The organism is Micromonospora cynarisoli, from assembly GCF_030518815.1.
In the GTDB taxonomy this organism is placed as follows: domain Bacteria; phylum Actinomycetota; class Actinomycetes; order Mycobacteriales; family Micromonosporaceae; genus Micromonospora; species Micromonospora wenchangensis.
Genome location: NZ_CP130426.1, coordinates 4,626,399 through 4,641,507, shown reverse-complemented (window position 1 = coordinate 4,641,507; position 15,109 = coordinate 4,626,399). Strand labels below are relative to the sequence as shown.

The 15,109-nt window shown below is 66.7% G+C and carries 17 protein-coding genes and 1 tRNA gene; 3 read left to right on the top strand and 15 right to left on the bottom strand.

The genetic code is table 11. From position 1 onward, the window contains the following. The first annotated feature begins 143 nt into the window (after window positions 1-143). Window positions 144-217: transfer RNA gene (locus Q2K16_RS20005), tRNA-Gly, on the top strand. Between the two features lie 89 nt (window positions 218-306). Here the strand turns inward: Q2K16_RS20005 and Q2K16_RS20000 are convergent. From Q2K16_RS20000 to Q2K16_RS19940, 13 genes are all read right to left on the bottom strand, one after another. Then, window positions 307-1,536, bottom strand: coding sequence for a tyrosine-type recombinase/integrase (locus Q2K16_RS20000; protein ID WP_302739270.1), 1,230 nt, complete (start codon window positions 1,534-1,536; stop codon window positions 307-309). Continuing rightward, window positions 1,536-1,706 (bottom strand): helix-turn-helix domain-containing protein, encoded by a 171-nt coding sequence (locus Q2K16_RS19995; RefSeq protein ID WP_241773897.1) that lies wholly within the window; start codon window positions 1,704-1,706, stop codon window positions 1,536-1,538. Before Q2K16_RS19995 ends, Q2K16_RS20000 begins: the two co-directional genes overlap by 1 nt. Further along, window positions 1,699-3,528 carry a replication initiator gene (locus tag Q2K16_RS19990; protein ID WP_302739269.1) on the bottom strand — a complete coding sequence of 610 codons (1,830 nt, stop codon included), beginning with the start codon at window positions 3,526-3,528 and terminating at the stop codon, window positions 1,699-1,701. Before Q2K16_RS19990 ends, Q2K16_RS19995 begins: the two co-directional genes overlap by 8 nt. Continuing rightward, the gene (locus Q2K16_RS19985) at window positions 3,525-4,094 is read right to left on the bottom strand and encodes a DUF2637 domain-containing protein (protein ID WP_302739268.1); all 570 of its coding nucleotides are present in this window, start codon (window positions 4,092-4,094) and stop codon (window positions 3,525-3,527) included. Before Q2K16_RS19985 ends, Q2K16_RS19990 begins: the two co-directional genes overlap by 4 nt. Beyond that, the gene (locus tag Q2K16_RS19980; protein WP_302739267.1) at window positions 4,091-4,282 is read right to left on the bottom strand and encodes a hypothetical protein; all 192 of its coding nucleotides are present in this window, start codon (window positions 4,280-4,282) and stop codon (window positions 4,091-4,093) included. The genes Q2K16_RS19985 and Q2K16_RS19980 overlap by 4 nt, the downstream gene beginning before the upstream one ends. A 5-nt stretch (window positions 4,283-4,287) precedes the next feature. Then, on the bottom strand, window positions 4,288-4,542 hold the full coding sequence (locus tag Q2K16_RS19975; RefSeq protein ID WP_302739266.1) for a hypothetical protein: 255 nt from the start codon (window positions 4,540-4,542) through the stop codon (window positions 4,288-4,290). Then, the gene (locus tag Q2K16_RS19970) at window positions 4,539-5,798 is read right to left on the bottom strand and encodes an FtsK/SpoIIIE domain-containing protein (protein ID WP_302739264.1); all 1,260 of its coding nucleotides are present in this window, start codon (window positions 5,796-5,798) and stop codon (window positions 4,539-4,541) included. The genes Q2K16_RS19975 and Q2K16_RS19970 overlap by 4 nt, the downstream gene beginning before the upstream one ends. Further along, window positions 5,795-6,160: a hypothetical protein gene (locus Q2K16_RS33265; protein ID WP_302739262.1), complete on the bottom strand. Its 366-nt coding sequence runs from the start codon at window positions 6,158-6,160 to the stop codon at window positions 5,795-5,797. Before Q2K16_RS33265 ends, Q2K16_RS19970 begins: the two co-directional genes overlap by 4 nt. Window positions 6,161-6,436: 276 nt before the next feature. Then, window positions 6,437-6,832 (bottom strand): transcriptional regulator, encoded by a 396-nt coding sequence (locus tag Q2K16_RS19960; protein ID WP_104113758.1) that lies wholly within the window; start codon window positions 6,830-6,832, stop codon window positions 6,437-6,439. A 983-nt stretch (window positions 6,833-7,815) separates the two neighbouring features. Next, complete coding sequence (locus tag Q2K16_RS19955) at window positions 7,816-8,592, bottom strand: glycosyltransferase family 2 protein (protein WP_302739261.1); 777 nt, start codon at window positions 8,590-8,592, stop codon at window positions 7,816-7,818. Next, a complete protein-coding gene (locus Q2K16_RS19950) occupies window positions 8,580-9,401 on the bottom strand; it encodes a GntR family transcriptional regulator (RefSeq protein WP_281895306.1) in 822 nt (273 codons plus the stop codon). Before Q2K16_RS19950 ends, Q2K16_RS19955 begins: the two co-directional genes overlap by 13 nt. Window positions 9,402-9,550: 149 nt before the next feature. Beyond that, the gene (locus Q2K16_RS19945; RefSeq protein WP_302739259.1) at window positions 9,551-9,748 is read right to left on the bottom strand and encodes a precorrin-4 C11-methyltransferase; all 198 of its coding nucleotides are present in this window, start codon (window positions 9,746-9,748) and stop codon (window positions 9,551-9,553) included. A gap of 139 nt (window positions 9,749-9,887) precedes the next feature. Continuing rightward, entirely contained in the window at window positions 9,888-10,100 is a 213-nt protein-coding gene (locus Q2K16_RS19940; RefSeq protein ID WP_302739258.1) for a hypothetical protein, read from the bottom strand. 668 nt (window positions 10,101-10,768) lie between these two features. Between Q2K16_RS19940 and Q2K16_RS19935 the strand changes: the two genes are divergently transcribed. Then, window positions 10,769-11,173, top strand: a complete 405-nt coding sequence (locus Q2K16_RS19935; protein ID WP_302739256.1) for a GntR family transcriptional regulator — start codon at window positions 10,769-10,771, stop codon at window positions 11,171-11,173. Between the two features lie 114 nt (window positions 11,174-11,287). On the opposite strand, the gene Q2K16_RS33060 is transcribed toward Q2K16_RS19935, so the two are convergent. Both Q2K16_RS33060 and Q2K16_RS19925 read right to left on the bottom strand, forming a co-directional pair. Next, window positions 11,288-12,160: a DNA adenine methylase gene (locus tag Q2K16_RS33060; protein WP_368052492.1), complete on the bottom strand. Its 873-nt coding sequence runs from the start codon at window positions 12,158-12,160 to the stop codon at window positions 11,288-11,290. After that, the gene (locus tag Q2K16_RS19925) at window positions 12,157-13,689 is read right to left on the bottom strand and encodes a hypothetical protein (RefSeq protein WP_302739254.1); all 1,533 of its coding nucleotides are present in this window, start codon (window positions 13,687-13,689) and stop codon (window positions 12,157-12,159) included. Before Q2K16_RS19925 ends, Q2K16_RS33060 begins: the two co-directional genes overlap by 4 nt. Window positions 13,690-14,509: 820 nt before the next feature. Between Q2K16_RS19925 and Q2K16_RS19920 the strand changes: the two genes are divergently transcribed. Further along, a complete protein-coding gene (locus tag Q2K16_RS19920) occupies window positions 14,510-14,650 on the top strand; it encodes a hypothetical protein (protein ID WP_302739253.1) in 141 nt (46 codons plus the stop codon). Window positions 14,651-15,109: the final 459 nt, after the last annotated feature.

Genomic DNA, 15,109 nt, shown 5'->3' with positions numbered 1-15,109 from the left:
GAACGTCCCCAAGCTGCTTCTGTGAAACATCTGACCGTTTTGTTTTCACCCTAGGTGTACGCATAAGCACGATTGGTTGTCGGCGGCGCGCGGGGGTGCCCGGGTGCGCGGGCATGGTCACCTCAGGTACAGTGGTCCCGCTTGCGGGTGTAGTTCAATGGCAGAACATCAGCTTCCCAAGCTGACAGTGCGGGTTCGATTCCCGTCACCCGCTCCACTACGAAGGCCCTGACCAGGATGCGAATCCGAGTCAGGGCCTTCGATGTTCCAAGGTCAACGATCATGCGCCGTGCCATTGGCGTGCCATTAAGCCCGCCTGCCGCCGGCCTCGTCCCGGTCGGTCGGCCGCTTCCCGCCCTTCTTCCCGCCGGCCTTCTTCCCGCTCTTGTCGTTGCCGCCGGTCGCCCTCTTGGCCTTCTTCCGGTCCGCCCGCACCGCCTCGTGCAGCGCCTGGGCGATGGCCCGGTCGGCTTCCGCCGTGGCGTGCTGGTAGATCAGCGCCGCCTGCGGCGAGTCGTGGCCCATCCGGGCCATCAGGTCCCTGGTGCTGGCCCCGGTCTGGGCGGCGAGGGTGTTGCCGGTGTGCCGCAGGTCGTGGAAGTGCAGGTTGGGCTGCCCGATCCGGGAGACGTTCGCCTTCCAGTCGATGAGCTTGTTCAGGTTGCCCCGCCAGATCGGGCGCCCACTCTCGGTGGTGAACACGAGAGCTTCCGGGTTGTCGTCGACTTCGGCGGCCAGGTGGTCACGGACGACCGCGACGACCGCCGGGGGCAGGGTGATCGTGCGCCGGCCCGCCCGAGACTTCGGCGGACCGAGCACCAGGCCGACCCCGCGCTGTTCGGTGTACGCCTGCCGTACCCGGATGGTGCCGGCCACCGCGTCGACGTCCTGCCGTTGCAGCGCGGCGACCTCACCCCAGCGCAGGCAACCGAAGGTGGTGACGAGGACCAGGGCGCGGTACCGGGGCGGCACGATGTCGGCCAGCTTGAAGACCTGGGCGAGGGTGAGCACCGGCCGTTCCGCCGGCTTTTCCTGGTCGGCACCTGGGATGCGGCACGGGTTCCGGGGCAGGATCATGTCTTCCTTCACCGCCGTCATCAGCACCGCCCGCAGCAGCCGGTACGCCTTGGCCGCCATGCTCACCGAGACGCCGTTGCCGAGCAGATCCGCCCGCCAGTCGCGGACCATCGGGGTGTCCAGCCGACCCAGCTCCACCCCACCGAGGTACGGCACGATGTGCTTGTCGAGCAGCCACCCATACAGGTGCACGGTCCGGGGTCGCAGGTTCGGCCGCTGGTCGATCCAACGCCGCGCGTAGTCGGCAAGCTTGATCTTGGCCCGGGTCGGGTCGGTCCACTCGTGCCGGGCAATCTGCGCCTCGACCAGCGTGAGGTACCGGTCCGCGTCGGACTTCCGGGCGAACGTCTCCGGCGCGTTGCGCATCTGCCCATCCGGGCCGGGGTACCGGGCCTGATAGCGCCCCGATGGCAGCTTGCGGACGCTGCCGAACCGGCGGTGACCTTCCTTGTTCGCCATCACGCCACCCGCTGAAGGTCGCGCCACACACCCGAGGCGGTCAGCGGCTCCACCCGCCCGGACTCGACGTGCGCGGCCAGGTCGACGGCCTTGATCCGGACGCTACGGCCGAGCTTGTGGAACGGGATGCGCCGTTCGGCGACCAGCCGGCGGACGTACCGCTCACTCATGTTGATCCGGGCCGCGGCCTGCTCGATGGTCAAAACCTCGTCCACTGTCGCCTTCCTCCCCGTCGTGCCGTGCGTTGTGCTGAGTTGCCGAAAGGTCTGCCGGCCCCTGGGCGGCCCGGTCCTTTGCGGCGAGTAGTTCGGACCGCCAGCGGGCGCGTTCGCTGATCGAGCGCATGAGCCGGTGGGACAGCGGCCCCACGTCCGGGTCGTCGGGTCGGGCGAGTTCCCAGGCGTGTCGGACCCGTTCGACGGTGTCGCCCTGGTCGTCGACGAGCTGCCGGGTGTTGTCGGCCGCGCCGTTGTCGGTGGTGGTACCGAGCAATGCCCGCACCCAGGCCCGGACGTCGTGCTTGTGGTCGCTGAGCGTCTTGCCGGACCAGTCGCGGGAGATGAGGATGCGTCGGCCGCCGATGCCGAGGGTGTCCCGCTGGTGGACCTTGCCCTTGCAGCGGCCCGGCTTGAGCTTGGCGTTCGCCTTCTTTGGTTGGACGCCGTAGAGCAGCCAGTTCGCGCACCGGTCGGTGCAGGGAGTGACGCGCAGCTCCCGCCAGAGCCGGTCGAGGTGTTTGCGTTGCCGGTCGGTGGTTGCCTTGTGGACGTCGCCGGTGTGTTTGGTGATGTACTTCGTGACGTACCGGATGGTCCGTTCGGCGTCGGTGGTGCCGGGCATGACGCCCCGTGCGTCGACCTGGGTACCGAAGCGGACGACGTGCACCGGTTCTGCTTCCGGGTCGTCGTCGATGGCGTCGAGTGCTTCCGTCCAGGTGGTCAGCGGGTGGCGGGTGTCCGGGTCGACCCACGCCGCCGCCTGCTCGTCCCACACTGGGGGTCGGTCGGCGGTGTAGTGCTGGACGTCGACCGCCGGCCACCACACCTGGTGATAGGTCGCGGCGGCGACGGTGCGCAGGGTGTCCCGGGGGATGGTGCCCCGGATGGCGAAGTGCGCGTGCGGAGCGAGACGGCGTTGTGGCTCGACGCAGCCGGCGTACTGGACGTTCCAGCCCTCACAGCGGCGCAGGTTTTGCCAGAACCGGTCCAGTAGGCGGGGGAAGTGGACGGCGTCCCAGGCGGCGCGGCGGTAGTCGTAGCGGTCGGGGTTGATCGGAGTGCCGTCGGGGCGGACCGGGCCGTAGGAGTCGAGGGTGAGGGTCAGCCACATCGACGGCCGGTAGGTGGTGCCGTCCGCAGCGATGTACGTCCTGCCAACCGTGCGCCGCTCGACCTTGCGCCGGGGCAGCTCCGGGGCGTCCTGCCGCCGCCGGGTGGAACGCTTGCGTCGCCGGCTGGTGTCGTCGTCGGAGTCCTCGTTGACGCCCGCGTGGGGTGGCCCGACCCGCCCGCGCAGGCCCTCCGCCGTGATGGCCTCCTCGACCTCGCGGATGCCCTCGTCGAGTTCTTCGACCTGCCCCCACTCGGCGGCGCGGATGGCCTCGTCGCGGGAGAACTCCAGGTGCGCGCGGAACAGGATGAGCGCCTTCTGTTCCTCGGTCGCCGGTTCCGGTGGCGGCAACGGCTCGTCGTCGCGGTGCCAGCCCTCCCGGATCTGGGCCTGCCGCAGTCGGCGGTTCTTCTTGGCGCACGGGGCGCACTTGTCTTCCCGGGTGGCCCCACAGGGCAGGTCGATGACCTCGGTCAGGCCGGTGTCGAGATCGGTACGGCGCATCGCCAGGGGGCGCACGCAGACGCCGTACTCGGCGGCGATCTCCTTGAGGACGTCGACCGAGCGGGGTAGCGCCATGCGGGCCGCCCGCGACCCCGGCCGAGGGGGCGCAGCCGGGGTCGGGGCGGCGGGTTCGAGGCCGGGCAGGGTGGGGGCGGTCATCGGATGATCCCGACGACGTGCGGCCGGTTCGAGGGGACGACACGCGGAGGCAGCACGGCTGCCGGGGCAGAGATGGCGGCCGGTGCCGGGACAGCCGGCGGCACGGGGTCAGCCGGGCGTTCGGGTTCGGTGGTGGCCTGCTCGGGCACTTCGTACCAGTCGCCCGGGGGTTGGTCCGGTTCGGGAGCCGGCGGCACGGCGGGGGCGTTGGACAGGACGACCTTGACCAGGGCGAGGAACGCCAGCGACGGCACGGCCGCCACGGTCCAGCCCCACACCGAGGGTTCGGCTTCGGCGACCTGGGCCGCGAGGGACAGCAGGGCGAACGCGACCAGGAGTGAGCCGACCAGGCCGACGGGCCGACCGGTGCGACGGCGGGCACGCAGTTCCAGGCCGAGGTAGATCGCCATCAGCTCGACGGCTACGGCGTTGGCCCAGCCGATCCAATCGGGTTGACCGTGGGCGACGGACAGGTCGTGGACGTGGGTAAAGGCGGCAGCGCCGGCCATGGTGCCGATGGCGAGCAGGATCACCAGGCGTACGGCGGATTCGGTGCGTGCGGTCATCGCCACTCCTGCATCGGCTTGTTGCGGATGGTGAGGTCGATGCGGATGCGTCGGTCGGCCATGTCGGGGCGGCGGTTGACCATGTGCGCGAGGCCGTGCAGGGCGGCGGCGGTCTGGTCGGCAGGGCCGACGAGCCGGATGCGCAGTGGACGCCGGAGCCGGTTGATGACGCGGGCGAGGGTGGTCATGGCGGTTACCTCCGGGCCGGTCGGATGTCGGTGCGGATGTAGTCGGGTGGGGTGCCGAGGGTGGCGACGGCTTCGGAGAGGCAGCGCCACAGCGCCCATGCCTCATTGGGGGTCAGGGACATTCGCCGCCGGCCGGCACCGACCGCGAGATGGACGGGGTACGGGTCGGGTCGGTCGGGGTCGACGCGGACGGATACGGCGGTGACCGGTTCGGGGGTACGCAGCCGGTAGAAGCGCCGGCCGTCGGTCGGGCCGGTCATCGGGGTTCACCCTGGTCGGCGTCGAGGATGGTGCGCAGCGCGTCGGGCAGCAGTGGCCCGCGTCGGGGCCGGGGCAGCGCCGGCCGGGCCGGTTCCGGGGTGGACTCGCGGCCGACCTGGGCGAGGATGTCCGCCGCGTCGGCCGGAGCCGGATACCGCTGGGCCAGGTCGCGGATGTCGTCGTCGCTGACGTAGGAGAACCGGACCCGCATCGGTTCCGGGGTGCCGTCCAGGATCACGTACCCGACGCCTTTGGCCCAGCGGGGCATCTGGTCGGCGAGGGCACCCCGGTTGCGGGCACCGTCACCCAACACGAGATCAACCTGAGCGGCTTCGGTGAGGCCGAGGGCGATGCGGGTCGGGAACAGGTCCCGGAACGGCAGCACCTCCTTGCGCGGGTCCTGCAACGCGGCCACCACCAGCACCCCGACCCCGGCACCCTGGGACAGCAGCAGCCCCAGCGATGACGCGATGCGCTTGCGCAGGTCGACGTCTTGCAGGTACGCGGTCAGTGCGGCCATCTCGTCGATGACGACCACGACCAGGGGGTCGGCCTCGGTCGGCGTGTGCACCCGCACGGTGCCGGCGAGTCGGGTTTGACGTTCCCGCATGACGGTTACGGCCTCGTCGAGGAGATCGGCCATGGCCTCGAACGACTTGCAGGCGAACCGGGCGAACAGCGGCCGGCCCATGGCGAACTCCATCCCGCCCTTGGGGTCGATCACCCACAGCCGCACCAGGCCCGACGTGATGCCACCGGCCAGCGACCGCACGAGCGACCACAGCACCGAGCCCTTCCCGGACCGGGTGGCCCCACCGATTAGCACATGGGTGGCGAGCAGGTGCAGCGACCAGGTCCCCAGGTCCTCCCGCCGCGCCAACGGCAACGCCGTGAAGTCGGGGACGGCCGGGGTGTCGAACGGCGGCACCACTGGCCGCAGCGCGTCGGTACGGACGAGGACCAGGTACACCAGCGTGGGTCGGTCCCGGAACCGCAGCCGGTCCACCCAGCCGAGCGGCAGCGCCCAGTAGCCGGTACGGGTGGGCGGGGTGTCGGGGCGCTCGGAGTAGACCCGGGCGTGCCGCCGGCCGAAGGCGTACGCAAGGTTCGCGGTGACCTGTTGGAAGTCGGCCGGGGTCTGCCCCCGGACCATGCGCACGGTGAGCACGTCCAGGGCCTGATCCGAGCGCACCCGCAGCAAGTGCGGCAGGACCGGCAGGTGGTCGTAGGTTGCGGCCAGGTCGCACAGGGTCATCGCCTCGGGCCAGGCCCGCCGGTAGACGACGACCTGAGACGGAACCGGCCGAGCAACGGCCCGGCGCACCACCGCCACCAGGACGTCTCATCGCGCCACCGCCACAGCGCCGACACCGCCGACGCCAGCACCAGCGGCACCACCAGGCCCGGCCAGCCGTGCTCGGCGTAGAGGACGACGGCGGTCACGGCCAGGCCCACGGTGATCGGGTGACGCAGGCACCACCAGCAGAACCGGGCAGCCCAGCGCAGCACCAGGCCGAGCACGACCAGCCACATCGGCAGGACGAACCGCTTCGGCCGGACCACCATCAGATCCCCGGCGGTCACCATCACCACCCCGCCACGAGGCCGGCGCATCATCGCCCACCCCGCAGGGACACGAACCGGCCCGACGCGTCCCGGACCGGAGGAAACGGAAGAACGAGCTGCCCGACACAGCCGGCACACCGACCGTCGGCACCGGTGGCCGGGTCGAACCGGGACTGACACACCTCGCACCGAGGCGAAGCCGGGGCAGCCGAACGCCTACGCTTGGACACGTCACTACCTCTCTCGACAGAGCAGGGGAAAGAGACACCAAGGGGGCGGGGCTGCCGTCCGCCAAGACCAGACAGCCCCGCCCCCAACCTTCAGCGGCTACGCCGCCGCCTTCTTCGCCACACCCGCCGGAGCACGCATCCCGGTCGCCCGCAGCGAGTACGCCATCCGGTTGTTGTTGGTCACGTACGGCGTGACCGTCATGCCCTCGAACTCCACCGCCTCGAACGGCGCACCCGTCGGCGGCACCGGCTGGTAGTCGGCGGAAATCTTGACCGTCGTCTCCCGGGAACGCTTGCCCAGCTCCGGGTCCAGGTCCATCACCCGCACCTGCCACACCCGCTGGCCGGTCAGCTTGTCCTTCGCCGGGCTACGCCGCCCGGTCTTCTCGTCGTAGTCCTCGACCTCACCCAAGGACTCGGGGACCAGGGCGCACCCCGCCGGGAAGACGTCCTCACAACGCACGGCGAACCTCGTACCGCCACGCAGAGCCATCGCTCAACCTCCAAGTTGTTGGCATGTCTGCCAAGTAGAGACTCCAAGGTAGACCCAACTTGGCAGACAAGTCAACAAGTGGGCCGTGAGAGTCGGCGAGGCCCTAGACGGCCTGGCTCTGCTGATGAGCAGGACTGGCCTGACCGAGCTTGATGGAGGCGACCCTGACTGACCTCTGTCTACTGTTGCCCCTCAGGCCCGCCCGCGCCTCGACTGCCTGCCACCCGGCTGGGCGAGTCACACATGACGGCGAGCTGCACACCTACACCTCATACGTGAGCGATTAATAACTGCCAGAACGGCGCGTATGGCAGTCCATCCACTATGGCGGTGTGTAACTTGGAGCAAGAGCCGAAGGTAAGGTTAGGAACGTTAGGTGCGCTCAACGTTTAGCGAGCGGCCATCACCAGCCCTGCAAGGCATCAACCGGACTGCCGTCCGAGCTCGGTCGGCATGGAGGAAGCCCCCGCCCACCCGTGGTCGCGAGAGGCGAGGGCTACCCCGCTGGGTGAGCCCGTCTTATTAGGCGGGCTCATCTTGCTTAAGGACTGCACCTAGCCCGACCGCGAGCGGCACCAGCAGCCTGAAGACGAGAGCCATGAGCTCTAGTAGGCTGCCAAGACACACCCTGTCGGACTTCCGGTGCCTGCCAACACTGCGACAACCGCAGACCTGGCAATCCCTCTTTGGCATTCCACCGACCTTTCTTTCTCCGGGGGACGACTTTCGCCTCCTGAGGGGCGTGAAGACGACTTCCGCCCAGGGTCGGTCGATGAAATGCCAGGATGATCGTACCGAGGAGTTGGCGATGGCCCGCAAGACGCGCGGACGACGAGAATGATTGTGGCTGCGGCGGACTACGCCGCGAGAGGCAAGGACGGGTGTTAGGCGAATTCAATTCGCATTGAAAGCGTGAATCGCCGAGACATCTATGCGAGGGAGCTGGAGGAGGCTGATGCCTAGGGACGCCCGGGGCACGAGGGCTAAGCCTCAGCTTCGCCGTCGAAGCCGTTGGGGATCATCGAGGTCAGGGCGTTGGCTCTGGCCTCGATGATCCTCATGCGGGCTTGGTATTCGGCGGGTTCGCGGTGTGCGGCTTGGCTGGTGACCTGGCCAGGCCACTTCCGGTACAGCAGGCCGTATTCGCGGGTGAAGTAGCCGGCGGTGACGGCGTTGGCTGCGAGCAGCAGGCCCGTGTCCTCGGAGGCGGGGAGGGCCATCCAGCCGCCGAGGGCGAAGACGAGATCCCGGCGTAGGCACAGGGTCGCGGGGTGGACGGATGCCCGGTAGTCGTTGGCCTGCCAGAAGGCCAGGACCGCGCCCCGGTCGATGACCCCGCCCGCCGGGTCTTTGTCCCACCCGGCGGTCGACCCGTCGGGCAGCAGGTCGAGCACCCGCGAGGTGGTCCACCCGATCTGTGGGTGCGCGTCGAACGCGGCGATGTCCCGCCCGAGCGCACCGGGGGTCAACTGGTCGTCAGCATCCAGAACCTTGATGAGTTCCCCGTCAACACGGGACAACGCAAGGGTTCGGGCAACACCAGGCCCCCCAGGTCGGCCGGTGCCGAGGCTGATCCGGGGGTCGTCGGGCAGCACGTCGGCCAGGGCTCCGGTCTGTCCGTCTTCCTGGACGAGCCATTGCCAGTCCCACCCCGGCGGCATCTCCTGCTTGGCCAGCGACGCGTACGCGCCAGCCAGGTACTCGATGCTGGGCGCGTGGACCGGGGTAATGACCGAGACGAGCTGCGTCACGTTTTCCACCGCTGGAGTTTGTGGGAGTAGACAAGCTCGGTCCGGTCCCCCGGCATCACCACGTCAGCCACCTCGACCACCCGGCCGGTGGTGTCCACGGAGGTCTTGCGCACGGTGAGCACGGAGACGCCCGGGTCGATGTCCAACAGTTCGGCCTCATCCGGCGACGGGGGCCGGGCGCGGATCTCGTCGTCGATGCGGTCCAGCTCGATGCCGAGGGTGTAGAGCTGGTGTTGCGTGCCGCCGGGCCAGGGTTCCTTGCTCGCGTCGAGCAGGTCCGGGTTCGCGGCGACCAGGTCGTAGGGCAGGTAGGAGTACGACACGGTCAGCGGCGCGTTCTCGTGCCGCGACGACGTCCAGTAGACCCGCCGCAGCAGCGGCGCACCCGGCTCGACCTGCAAGGCCGCCGCCATCTCCTCATCGGCGTCCACGCGGGTGTACTCGGCGTGGAACTTGAGATCATCGACGGTCAGGCCGGTGTCGTGCTCGGTCGCGCCGGTCTTCAACCGTTCGTCTTCGTCGAGCAGGACCCGGTCCTTCTCCCACTGGTACCGCTCGGTGTTGCGGCGGCGTACCCGCTGGCGGGGGGCCCGCACGTAGGTGCCGCGCCCCTGCTCCGCCCGGACCAGACCCCATTCCCGGAGCTGCCGGATGGCATTACGGACGCTCGTGCGGGACAGCCCGGACGACTCGGCCAGCTCGGTTTCGCTGGGCATCAGCGTGCCGGGGGCAAGCTCCCCGCTCATGATCTTCGCCCGCAACTCTTCCGCGAGTTGCAGGTAGCGAGGGCGCCAGTCCCGGCCATGCACACCGGTCACCGTACCCCCTAGACGTTCCAACGTCTGCCAGGTGGTCCCCCCAGCCGGCCGCTCCGGCACCGCCGGCACCACCACCGCCCCTGCTCGCGGGGGCTGCCCACGACGCCCACCAGGACCACGCGCCCCAGCACCCCGCCGGCCGTTGGTGTTCACCGCATCTCTCCCGTCCGCCCGTTTCGCCCGGCTTGTGCCTGCATGGCGTGTCGGGCGTGGGTCAGTTCCTCGATGAGCCGGTCGACGTGGTTGAGCGTCAGGAGCACGGTTTGCGTGGTGCCGAAGTGGGTCGCGTCGAGCTTGATCGCCGGGTCGCGGCGGGTGAACCGGTCGATGAGCAGTTGCAGACTCACCCACCCGGTCCCCTCCCGCCCGATCGTGGCCAGGTACCCCCGGTGCATCGGATCGTTCGGCCCACAACCCCGACACCACGGCGGACACACCACCGGCCGAGGCGACGCCGGCAGCCGCCGGTTCATCATCGGAAAGCCGTCACTCATCGCCGACCCCCTGCCCGCCGGCCTGCGCCAGCAACCCACGCAACTGCTCCACCAGCTCGGCCGCCTCCGACAGCGACAACTCCGCCCAGGCGTTCCCCGCCCGACACGACGCGTGCACGCACACCAGCGGAGCACCCGCAGTCTCCGCACTGATCAGGTACGTGACGACGAGCCCACTCGCCCGCTTCTCACCAACCCGCAGCATGTGGCCGCGATGACGACGGGCCATATGCGCCATCACCGGCGGCACCAGGTAACCGCAGCGCTCCGGCGTACACCAGTCCGGGTGACTCGTGACCGGGGCCGGCTTGCTCGGGCGGGTCATCGTGTCCACCGCCCGCCGTGCCCTCGGTGCGCCTGAGCCACCGTCATCAACGGCGCATACCGCAGCACGGGAAGTTCCCGCGTCACGCCGGCCGACCACCAGGGCGCAGGGCCAGCCGATCCGCCGGACGACGCCGACGGCGTGTTGCCGCTGGTGGTCGGGTTCGGTGTACGTCGGCGGGGCCACCAGGACGACAACCAACCGCGTCGACGATGAGAGCCGGACATCGCACCTCCACAAGTAGACGAGGAACCGGCGGCCGACCTTGGTTGTGGCCGACCGCCGGCCCGGATGAAGGCACGGCGCACCGTCCGACGCCGGACGGGTCGGGTATCGCCGAGCCAACTTGTCTACGCGGCTACCGCAACCGGTCCCACAGGACGCCGCGCATAGGTGCGACCAGGGCCGACACCGCGACCACCCCTGACACGAGCCGTCACCCCAGCCGCACACCAGGAAACGTATCTACAAGTGGACGAGTTGTCTAGATGTCGAAACACGTCGCTTGCTTGGCACTTGGTACAACAAGTGCCAAGTACCGTGAACAGGTGCCCACCCCGCGCTACGGCCAACCCCGCTACCGCACCATCGCCGACGAACTCAGAAGGCAAATTGAAGACGGCCTAATTTCTATCGGAACGCTCCTACCGACCGAGGGTGACCTCATGGTCGAGTTCAAGGCAAGCCGGGGCACGGTCCGTCAAGCACTCGCAGTGCTGAGAAAAGACGGAATAGTGGCTACAGCACCCGGAAGAGGAACGTTCGCCAGAACGGCCGAAAGCGTCGAGCGTGAGGCGAGTGATATGCATCGGCAAATCCGCGCGGATGCTTCGCTCGCGGCCGCTTTCTCCGTTGAGATCGGTACCGCGTTGATTGAATGCGAGCGCATCAAACGGCGAGCCGGCCAAACGGAGGAAGTTATCCGATCCTATCGACTTGCGATGCCTGAGTAGATATCAAAGGGCATCATGGAGTCATAGGATTTAGGCAAGACCCACAAGCTATCAACCGCCGAACAGTAAGCTCAGTGACACCTAGGAGCCCTGCGACCTGCAGGACTCCTGCCCTTACGATACCCACGCACCTTCTCGATTTGAGGACACGACCAAGTCTTCTACCTTTAGGTTCTCGCTAAACAGCATGAACTCCCGACCAACTTTTTGGGTTTGGGCGGTGTGTGAGATGCTATAGCGAAGGCACCTGTGCATGGGATAAAGATTGCGTACCCGCTCGTCCACGTCGTACGTCAAGATCCAGGGGTGTCGAATTCGTGCAAGCGCTACTGCCAGCTTTTCATGATCCTCCCATGAGTGAGCACTCATATAAAGCTCCTCACCCTTGACGAGGTAGGGCGGATCGACGTATAGCAGCGCTGGCCGAGTGCGGCGAGAGACAGTCGAGATAAAGTCGAGCGCCGACTTCTGTGTAACGGTTATTTTTTTGGCTAATTTTTGTATATGGCGAACTCGCGAAACCAGACCGTTCCGATTAAACCGCGCGTCTATCTTCCAATTCCCGGCCTGAGATAGGCCGCCAATAGGTCGAGCTGTAAGAATCCCCGACCTATTGCAGCGATTCAAGAAAAAGGTCGAGAATCCGAGCTCCAAATCATCCCTTCCGATCGGGTCCAAATAAGTAGCCCGATGTAGATGCCAGGAGTCGAGGCTCACCTCTTCATTCATAATCCGGTGGACAAACTCGTCTGTCCGCCCAAGGACCGCACGCCAGAACGCCGCTATCCCTGGATTCAGGTCATTTATAAGAAGCCGGTCGATGTAGCCCTCAGACAAAAGGAAGAGGCCGGCACCGGCACCACCGGCATATGGCTCAGCGTAGGTCGTGGGAGATTCCTGCTGACTCGCAAGAACTCTCGCAAAGAAGGGCCCTAGCTTAGCTTTCCCACCCGGATACCTGAGCGGAGAGATAAAGGCGGTTTTCACAAGGCACCGTCCACGCGCTCTAGAAATGGACGGAAAGCCGCGCTGAATCGGCGCGCCAGGTGAGGATCTGGGTTTACATCCGGATTATGTACAAACCCGTTCAGATACTCCATCCCAAGGCTGGACACATCTAGATAGGCCTGCTCTAGCGACTTATCCCTTCTGAAGGAATCCTCGATCCGGGGATCCAAGAAGCGAAGCATCGCCATGATCTTCTTCTTGAGACTGTCGCGTTCCTGTGCCCCCGACAATGCGAGAGCACCAGAGCTGGACACCGAAAGCTCCACAAGTATTCGCATCATGACACATGCAACGCCCGGAACTTCCTCGACATCGAGCGTTCGACACTCCCTTAGCAACTTCTGCAGCCGGTAGGGATGATTGGGTAGCTTCAGTCCCTGAAGTAGATACTTCTCAGGCTTGGCCTCACTCTTTCCCCTTGGCCGCCCACCCGACTGACTAGGGTCAGTGCTGGGTGAGTTGACGCTTTGGTGCCCGCCACTCTCGCTTCCCCCGCTGGACGCGCCATCACCATTGGATGCGCCCCCACCTAGACCACTGTGACTTGCGGCACCGTCGCCCGCGCCACCCATACCCTCTTCGGTTTCCGAGGAAGAAGGTCCAAGTGATGAACCTCGGTCCTCACCTTCGGGTAGTACACCAGCAAGCCGGAAGGGATGAGGTGACGCGTCAGAATCACGTGGTAAAAGATCACCGACAGACCTAAGAACGGCTGCGCGTATGTCTTTATTCTTATAAGAATCGACCGACTTGTCAAGGATGAAGGAAAAAGCCCACCAAAGAAAAGGGCGCAAGGCGTCGCGGCTATGATGCACTAGAAGCCTCCGACCATGCGAGCCTTCGCCGCCATCCGCCTGAATCGAAAAGTGAAGCCGATCTAGCACATCGGGCGAAAAGAACCGACCGATGTTGGTCAGCTTATCGCGGCTGGCTTGACCGATCATTTCGATCATTTCAGTATCCGTTGCGTACGCCTCCCGCAACTCGTCCACGATAGCCATCGCACGAGCCGTCCCAGAGTCGACCGACTTGTTGTTCCGCCTGCGATGGGTCGCAGACTGGCCAGCACTCCAGCGCTTCACACCTCGGCCATTATTCTCGCCGGTGTGCCTTAGTACAATCCAGTAGTCCGCTTCCTCGCGACTGGAAGCAACTAGAGTGAAAACGCTTTTGGGGGGGCTGCCCAACGCCACCGCACGCCGAAACGATTTCTGATGTGCTTCGTCATCAGCCAAATCGGGATCGGACATTAGCTTAAGCGCGGCGAAACGCCGATTCCCTTCCAAAACCAAATACTTCGAACCACTCTTAATTGCAATTGGGAGTTCGGCAGGATTTGTTTGCCCGGACCGAGCCATGTCTCGCGCCAAGGCGACCAGATCTTCTGCGTCGTCTTCGAGGAGGAGGTTGATCGCCTCCCGATCGCTGCTTGTGCCGTCCGGCAGCCTGGGGTTCTCCCGGTCAAGAATGACCTGCGATGGACGCAAATACTGATACTTGTGGGCCACCGGTCGCTCCTCGTCAACGTTTCGCCGATAGTATCGGCAGACATTGACTCTTGCGCAATGGACAGTCGGCGGCCGGTCAGCGAGGATCTCTGGTAGCCGACGGGCGACGATACCAATGAGAAGGATGGTTCGCCAAGACCTATTGCCAGAACCCGACAACCAGGCCGAGCTAGCATCACTTGAGCGTGACCGACTGCACCTGCAAGGGCGGTGGACTCATCCGCCACCAGCGACACCGATCTCCACAACAATAGGGCATTATGCAGGCATTATGCGAAACGCGCGATGCCGCTGAGCCGCGACGCCTAGCGGTTAGCACTGCCGATTTCCTCTGTTCTGGATCAAGGCACCGCGCTGCCGCGCGGTGCGGGCGCGGTGGCCCCGTCCGGCGGCAAGCCGCCCCGGTCGTCTGCGACGCCGGGGCGGGAAGCCGCCGACAGCCGACGGGCTGCCGCGCCCGCAGCATGTGGAACCCGTACGACGATCGGGACTAAGGCCGTGACGATCGCCAGAGTGACTGGCCACCGTCGAGCTTCTGGCGATCGACTGCCGCACCGGCTTCGCCGGCTTGCCCTCGGCCCTCCCAGGTCACCCCGCGCCGCGCCGAATCCGACCACACCGGGTCCGCCTACGCTGTCGCCGTGGACGTGGGCAGGGCGTGGCGGCTGAACCACCGGGGCGAGTTGGTCGGCGAGATCGATGAGCAGAGTCACGACTTCCCCTGACGTACGGCCGGTTCCGCGCGCTGCCGGGGTTCGAGCTGCTACGCCCGCTCTTCGTTGCCCGGAGCGCCGCCCTCGACGCGGACGACGACGAGGCCATGATGCGGATCGACGACGAGATCTGGGCTGCCCTCACCGTGACCCAGCCGGACGGCCGCTTGGTGGCCGAGTTCCTGCTGAGCATCGAGGACGACGAGGCCGGCTTCCGGTGGCATGACGAGCCGTTCGAGGACGGGTAGCCCGTGCCATTAGCGTGCCATTAGGGCAGGACAGCCGGGGTCAACCCAGGCCACCAGGGACCACCGCGACCAGGCCGCCGGCCCCACGACCTGCTGCCCATCGTCGATTCCCAAGCTGACAGTGCGGGTTCGATTCCCGTCACCCGCTCCACGCACGGAAGCCCTGGTCAGGACAGACGTCCCGCCAGGGCTTCCGTGGTTCTGGGTCATGCCGAAACAGAGACGGGCCATTGGCAGGCCACCCGCCTGCCACCAGTCGCCCGCCTGCCACCCGCCCTCTGATTCGTTGACGACATCAGCTCGAAAGGACGCGCCAGCACTACCCGACCCCGGGCTGACGTGCGCTGGCCTTGAGTTCCCCCCGCTTTGATGGAGCGGTGGTTACCTGCTGCCGGCTGGTGCAGGGGTGGCGATAGGTGGTTCGACTGGTTCGGTCTGTCGGCTGTGCCAGGCGGTCTC